Raw genomic sequence first — 6,643 nt, forward strand, 5'->3', positions numbered from 1 at the left:
CCCGCGACCTGGGGCCGCGGCGAACTGGCCACCCGCACCACCGGCTCGGCCCACGGCCTGGACGACGGAACCCTGCTGGCCCGTCTGGTCCTGCGCGGTATCGCACTGGCCCAGGGCGTCGAGTTCCCGACCGACGCCCCGGGCCGCCGCGCGCTGTGGCGCCGGGTCTCGGTCACCCCGGACGAGGTCTCCAGCACGGTCCTGACGTACGGCCTGCGCCCGACCGGCACCACCTGGCAGGAGGCAGCCCTGCGCGAGCGGGCGGCCCACCACCTGGAGACACATCTGACGCTGCGCGAACTACGCACGCTGCACCTGGAGTTGCCATCGCGCACCCGCGTCCACGTCTGCGAGAACCCGCGCGTCGTGGAGGCCGCGGCGGACGCCGGCTGCTCAGCCACCCTGATCTGCACCTCGGGCAGCGCGACGACGGTCGTCCTCACCCTCCTGGACACCCTGGCCGCGACCGGCTGCGCCCTCGCCTACCACGGCGACTTCGACTGGCCGGGCATCGCCCTGGCTAACCGCGTCATGGGCCGGTACGGGGCAGAACCGTGGCGCATGACGGCGGGGGACTACGAGTACCTCGCCACGCGCGCGGAACTCCAGGGCACGCCGCCGCTTCCGCTGGGCGGCACCCCGGTCGAGGCGACGTGGGACACGGAACTGGCCGCGACCATGGGGGCGCTGGGGGTCGCGCTGCATGAGGAGGCGGCGCTGGACCTTCTGTTGGAGGACCTCGGGACGGCGGCGTCCTCTGAGCGCGGGAAGACCTGAGCCTGTGAGCGCGGGAAAACCCGAGCCCGTGAGCGCGAGAAAAAACACGCGCCCCGTCAGCGCTCCGTGAGGTAGGTTTCCAGCCGTTCGAAGGGGGGCGAGATGACGAAACTCAACCAGATCATCGCCGTGGAAAAGGGCGTCAAGAGCAAGTCGTTCCAGGACATCACCGCGGCTCACCACAAGGTGCAGAAGCCGGCGCTGCTGTCGGGTATCTCGCGGACGTACCAGCCGAAGGACGAGGAGGGCGAGCAGCTGCCGCCCGAGTCCACGCGGGTCCAGGTCAAGGCCGAGGACGTGCTGCGGGAGATGGCCGCCTCGCTGACCCGGCTGTTCGACGTGACCGCCACCAAGGACTGGGCGAACTGCTCGGCCCGCGCGGACGTCGTCGTCGACGGGCGGACGGTCGTCGCCGACGTTCCGGTCAGCTATCTGCTCTTCCTGGAGAAGCAGCTCGTCGACCTGCACACCTTCGTGAAGAAGCTCCCCGTGCTCGACGCCGCCGAGTCCTGGTCGCTGGACCCCTCGACGGACTGGTGGAAGACGGACCAGGTACGCACGATCCGTACGAAGAAGGTCCCGCGCAACCACGTCAAGGCCGAGGCCACCGACAAGCACCCGGCGCAGGTCGAGGTGTACTACGAGGACATTCCCGTCGGGTACTGGACGACGGTGAAGTTCTCCGGAGCGCTTCCGGCACGGCGGGTGAACGAGCTCCTGGAGCGGGTCGAGAAGCTCCAGCAGGCGGTGAAGTTCGCCCGCGAGGAGGCCAATGGCGCCGAGGTCACCGACCAGCGTGTCGGTGACGCCGTGTTCGGCTATCTGTTCGGCTGACGGCAACCGGGCATCGGGCATCGGGCACCGGGCAACCGGGCAATCGCCCACCGCACCAGCCGCAGGTAGCATTTCTGATCGCCCCCGCGTGCGAGCGCGGGGGTGCGCTGCAGGGCGCGGGCCGGAATTGAGGACCGGTTCGCGTGCGGAGCGCAAGCTGAAACTGAAGTTCAGCCTGACGACGCGGTCACAGTGAAGGTTCGAGTCCTTCCCCCGGCACAACGGCACGACGGAACCACGGGCCGGGGTAGCCCAACCGGTAGAGGCAGGCCGTATCAAGCTCAGACTCTCGCTCCAGCTTCAGCATCGCCACCGATCGCCGGATCGAGTGGGGACGGACGAACGCCGTCGGATGCGAGTTCGAATCTCGTCTGCACCTCTCCGTGGTGCGGTAGTTCAAAGGCAGAACACGACGGCCTGATGACTGATCCGTCCTCTTAAACGCCACTGGCGTGCGCAATTGGGTGGCATCCCCAGGGGCCCGGGAGCTGGATACGACTCCCGGGCTCCGCCACGTCCGGCAACGGTGTACGTGGTCTCACCGATGTGCGACCGCCACTCCGAGACCGCCGGCTAGATGGACAACGGTCGTCTACTCGTCGTCGGTGCTCTGCGACCCGGTCGTGTCGTTCGCCGTGCCGTTCGTCGTGTCGTTCGTCGCGGCGCTCTCGTCCGTGGGGCCGGAGAGGCTCTGTGCGGCGAGGGCCGTTCCGGTCGCGGGGGCGCCGCGTTGGGCGGTTTCCAGGGCGTGGAGGCGGCGTTTGATGTCCCGGAGTTCCGTGAGGAGGCTGTCGGGGCGGTTGATCCTGGTCAAGGGGTGCTCCTGAAGGGCATGACGGTGAGCTGGACCTGTTCCTCGTCGGCGTCGTTGCCGGGGGTGACCTGAATACCGGTGATGCGGACGTCGAAGTGGGTGCCTTCGGGGAAGTACACGTCCTTGATCACGACGGTGGCGTCATCGCCCACCTGGTAGGAGCCGAGCACCGGCTCGAGGTCGGCGCGGACGGTCAGTTCGGGCAGGACGACGGGGGCGGACACGGCGGCGAGGGCGGAGCGGGCCTGCGAGCGGAGGATCGCGGGGTCGCCGACGTGTACGTAGGAGACCTCGGTCTCGGTGAGGGGACGGCCGGTCGTGCGGTCCTCGGCGACGGCCACCACCTGGCTGTCGTCGCTCTGGGCGCCCAGGGCGAAGACGCGGCTCGCGGTGGAGGAGCCGTCGGCGGGCCAGGTGTAGCCGGTCAGGTTGGCGCCGTACTCCCACACATGGGGCGTGCCCTGCTGGCCGAGACGGGGTGTGCCCACGCGCAGCCGGCGGACGGGGTGGCCGTCGGTGCCGTACGCGACGTCGATGAGGAAGTCGGGGCCGTCCTCCAGGCTGGCCAGTTCGCGCAGTGCCTCGCCGGTGCTCTTCAGCTGGCTGCCCGGATAGGTGAGGGTACGGACGATGCCGGACCGTTCGGACGAGGCGGGGCGTACCCGGATGTCGCCGCCCGGGTGGGCCTGCGTGATGCGGACGAGCTCGCGCGCGATGTCGCTCTGGTCCCACTCGGGGAACGGGACGTCGACGCCTCCGAGGTCCGTGGTGGTGGCCGGGTCGAAGCCGGCGGGCAGGACGCGGCGGTGGTCGAAGTAGGAGAGGAACCCCGCCGCCCCGATCTCCAGGTGGCGGTCGGAGGACGTGTACCGCACGGTCCAGATGACGCCGCCCCAGACGAGTACGCCGTCGCGTTCGACGTAGAGCCCGGCGCGTCCGGGTTCGGTGAGTTCGCGGGGGCGGTGCACGGTGATGCGCGGGTCGCCGAGGGCGAGGCGGCCGCGGAACTCGCCCGCCTCGTTGAGTTCGGTGCTGAACGTGACGTCGTACAGGGGGAGTTCGTCGGCGACGGCGCCGGTGGCGAGGTCGGCGATGTAGTAGGTGTAGCGGGCCTGGGCGCGGGTCACTAGCCCACCAGCCAGGTGGTGTTGATGTAGATCAGCTGGTTGGCCGGCAGTGCGGTGGAATGGGGAAAGACCAGCAGGTTGCCGTCGGGGGCGAGCAGGAGTTCGACGCCTTGCCTCGAATTGCCCAGCGGCGCGTAATAGTGGTGCCGTACCGCCGGGCGGAAGCCGGCCGGGACGTTGATGACGGAGGTGGAGTTGGCCGATATGGCGACGCTGGTGATGAGGGCGCCGCGCAGGTGGACGGTGGACCCGATCCGGCGTACGGCTGGTGTCTCGCCGAGGTACACGGTCCAGTTGGGGAGGAGGCTGAGAGTGGTCCAGCCGGTGTCCTCGTACACCGTGCGCCAGGTGTCGCCGCCGGTGTACACCTCCAGTCGATGGGTCTGCACATGGTGGACGTACAGGCCGATGTGCGGGTTGGCGGGGCGCTCGTTCCAGACCCGGACGACGCCGCCCGCGGCGGCGGTGTAGGGGCGCTCGTCGAAGATGTTGGCGGCTGTGATCGTCGTGGCGTTGGCCGGGACGGAGATCCGGGCGAGCCTGATGTGGTCGCCGGTCACCTCCGGGACGACGGGGTTGGGGTCGGGTTTGCCCGGGACCAGCTCCACACTCATTCCGGTGCTCGCGTCGCCGTACTGGGCGTCCCTCTGGCGGGCGACGATCAGGTCGAAACGAGGGTTCGCTGTTGCCGGTGCCGTGCCCAGCACGTCGATGGTCTTCGTCTGGTCCATCGTGACCAGGTACGCGCCGGCGGCGGTTGCCCGTGTCCCCTGGATCACGGCCTGGAACGGGTTGACGGTCACCTTCCCGGACACGGTCGCCGTGGGGAAGACCTGGCCAGGGTTGCCCGCGGCGGGCTTGACGCCGCTCCGGGCCTGGATCGGTCCGTCCCCTGGCGCGGCGAGCACGCCGGTGGCGAGGCGGGCGTCCTCGGCGTCGACGTGACCGCCGGTTATCCAGCCGGAGTCGCGTTCAGGGGTGGGGGTGGTCATGAGATCGGTCCTCCTAAGGACAGGCCGGTCGGACGGTCGGGGACCGACGATCAGGGGACGGGGAAAGCCAGGATCCGGAGGCCGGAGTAGACGGGGATGGAGAAGGCGGCGTGGACGGTGAGTGTTCCCGCACCCGCCACCCTCGCGAACTGCTGTGTGATCACAAGTGGTTGGGTGCCGGCAGGCAGGAGGCGGTGGGCGGTGGCGACCGTGGTGGCGATGCCCGTGGGCGTGCAACCGAAGGCGCTGATGGCCAGACTGCCGCTCTCACCGACCACCCTGAGGAAGTGGTCGAACCTGGCCTCGGCGGGCGTCTGCGCCGTCGCGGTCAGCTGGCCCGTACACAGCAGCATCCTCGGATACGGCGCGGGAGGGATCGTCACCTGGTTGAAGACGTACGCCGTGGCCTCGGTGGAGCCGGGCTTCGGCCAGCCGGGGTCGGAGGGGCCGAAGAACTGGATCTGCCCGGTCACTGCGGGGCGCCATGAGTTGCCCCGGCGCACCATGTCGAGTTCGTTCTTCACGTCGTACACGTGCTGGCCGCCGTAGCCGTCGGCGGGCAGGCTCTCGTGCGGCTTCAGGGGGAGTACGCCGCCGGCGGCGACAGTGGAGACGCGCAGGTCGGTGATGTCGGCCTGGGTGATCGCGCCCGCGCCGGCCGCGATCTTGATCTCGGCGAGCGGCAGGAAGTCGCCGGTGACCGTCGGGCGGACGGGAGTCACGGCCGGGTCACCCGGAACCACTCGCACGACCATGCCGTCGGCCGGGTCGCCGTACTGCCGGTCCGTCTGCTGGGCGACGACGAGGGCGAGCCTGGGGTTGGACGTGTGCGCCGGGGCCGCGGCCAGCACGTCCAGGGTCTTCTGCTGGGCGAGTGTGGCCAGGTAGGGGCCGGCGGCGGAGGTGCGGGTGCCCTGGATGACCGCCTGGAAGGGGCGTACGGTCACGAAACGGGACGGCGTGCTCGTGGCCTCGACGTTGCCGGGGCTGCCCGGCCCCGGCTTGAGTCCGGTGCGGGAGGCGACCGGGTTGCCGGGGTCCGACGCCGCCGCGGCGAGCACACCCGTGGCGAGGCGGGCGTCCTCGGCGTCGACGACGCTCCCCGACAGCCAGCCGGAGTCTCGTTCGAAGTCAGCCATGCGAGCGGATTCCTTTTCTCACGGTCAGAGCCATGCGTCGCGCCATTCGGCGGACAGCCGGGCGACCGGGTCGTAGTCGCGGGCGCGGAAGAGGACGGGGGTCGCGCCCGGGCGCAGGGAGAACCAGTCGGATCCGGGGAGCAGCGCGGAGCGGCGCGACGCGGTCCCCTGGAGGAGCACGGACCGGGCGTCGGTGTCGACGATCAGGAACTCGCCGTCCTGGAGCGTGAGTCCGAAGGCCAGTTCCTCACCGCTCGCGGTGTTGGCGATCACCGGTTCCACGCACGGCCCGCTGATCCGCCAGACCGGCCAGGTGGGGACCGTGCCCCGGTTCTCCAGGAGCAGGCGCCCGCCGGAGGAACCGGAGCCGAAGTCCAGAGGGAAGGCGAGCGGGAAGAACAGGCCGCCGCTGGAGGAGGGGAGCGGGCAGGCGGCCGTGTTGAGCCCGTGGGAGTAGCGCAGGGGATCCGGGGCGGTCATGGTCAGCGAGAACTCGAAGGCGCCCGCCTTGCGGTCGGCGATCTTCGTCTCGGCGGTGAGGCGTACGAGGGCGCGGCGGATACCGTGCGGTTCGGTGACCAGGAGCGGGAGCAGGGTGCTGCCGTCGGCGAGCACGGCGGCGAGGCGGTCCTTGGCGGCCTCCTTCGTCGCGCGGTCGGGAGCGACGGCGGTGCCCTCCAGGGTGATGACGCGGGGGCCCCGGTAGGAGGGGGCGTCGAAGGCGCCGTTGCGTTCGGGGCGGTCGGCGAGGGTGACGCGCAGGGGAGGGGTGGAGGCCCAGCCCTGTTCACTGGTGACCCACCATTCGACACCATCGGCGTCGACGGTGTTTCCGGCCCAGCCGTCGACCTCGAACACCGGCTGCTGGAGTTGCTGACCGGCGCTCATCGCTTGCCTGCCCAGGCCAGTTCACGGGCGGTGATGCGGCCGATCTCGTACTCGGACTGGCCGGGGCGGGGG

Annotated in this window: 7 protein-coding genes; 2 read left to right on the forward strand and 5 right to left on the reverse strand. The window is 70.4% G+C overall.

Annotated elements, in window-relative coordinates; all coding sequences use genetic code 11:
• Together FNH04_RS38815 and FNH04_RS38820 are read left to right on the forward strand one after the other, a co-directional pair.
• A partial coding sequence (locus FNH04_RS38815) for a DUF2399 domain-containing protein (protein ID WP_152790655.1) occupies positions 1–777 on the forward strand: 777 nt, incomplete at its 5' end.
• 102 nt (positions 778–879) lie between these two features.
• A complete protein-coding gene (locus tag FNH04_RS38820; protein WP_152790657.1) occupies positions 880–1,611 on the forward strand; it encodes a DUF7873 family protein in 732 nt (243 codons plus the stop codon).
• Positions 1,612–2,203: 592 nt separating this feature from the next.
• Here the strand turns inward: FNH04_RS38820 and FNH04_RS38825 are convergent.
• From FNH04_RS38825 to FNH04_RS38845, 5 genes are read right to left on the reverse strand one after another with little or no spacing between them, the layout of a single operon-like run.
• Positions 2,204–2,425, reverse strand: coding sequence for a hypothetical protein (locus FNH04_RS38825; RefSeq protein ID WP_152790659.1), 222 nt, complete (start codon positions 2,423–2,425; stop codon positions 2,204–2,206).
• Positions 2,422–3,552 (reverse strand): hypothetical protein, encoded by a 1,131-nt coding sequence (locus FNH04_RS38830; protein WP_228031860.1) that lies wholly within the window; start codon positions 3,550–3,552, stop codon positions 2,422–2,424. Before FNH04_RS38830 ends, FNH04_RS38825 begins: the two co-directional genes overlap by 4 nt.
• Positions 3,552–4,544 carry a hypothetical protein gene (locus tag FNH04_RS38835; protein ID WP_152790663.1) on the reverse strand — a complete coding sequence of 331 codons (993 nt, stop codon included), beginning with the start codon at positions 4,542–4,544 and terminating at the stop codon, positions 3,552–3,554. The genes FNH04_RS38830 and FNH04_RS38835 overlap by 1 nt, the downstream gene beginning before the upstream one ends.
• A gap of 50 nt (positions 4,545–4,594) precedes the next feature.
• Entirely contained in the window at positions 4,595–5,683 is a 1,089-nt protein-coding gene (locus tag FNH04_RS38840; RefSeq protein WP_152790664.1) for a hypothetical protein, read from the reverse strand.
• Positions 5,684–5,707: 24 nt separating this feature from the next.
• Positions 5,708–6,571 (reverse strand): phage distal tail protein, encoded by an 864-nt coding sequence (locus tag FNH04_RS38845; RefSeq protein WP_152790666.1) that lies wholly within the window; start codon positions 6,569–6,571, stop codon positions 5,708–5,710.
• Positions 6,572–6,643 lie beyond the last annotated feature (72 nt).

Origin of the sequence: Streptomyces phyllanthi (assembly GCF_009377205.1) — a bacterium.
GTDB lineage: Bacteria > Actinomycetota > Actinomycetes > Streptomycetales > Streptomycetaceae > Streptomyces > Streptomyces phyllanthi.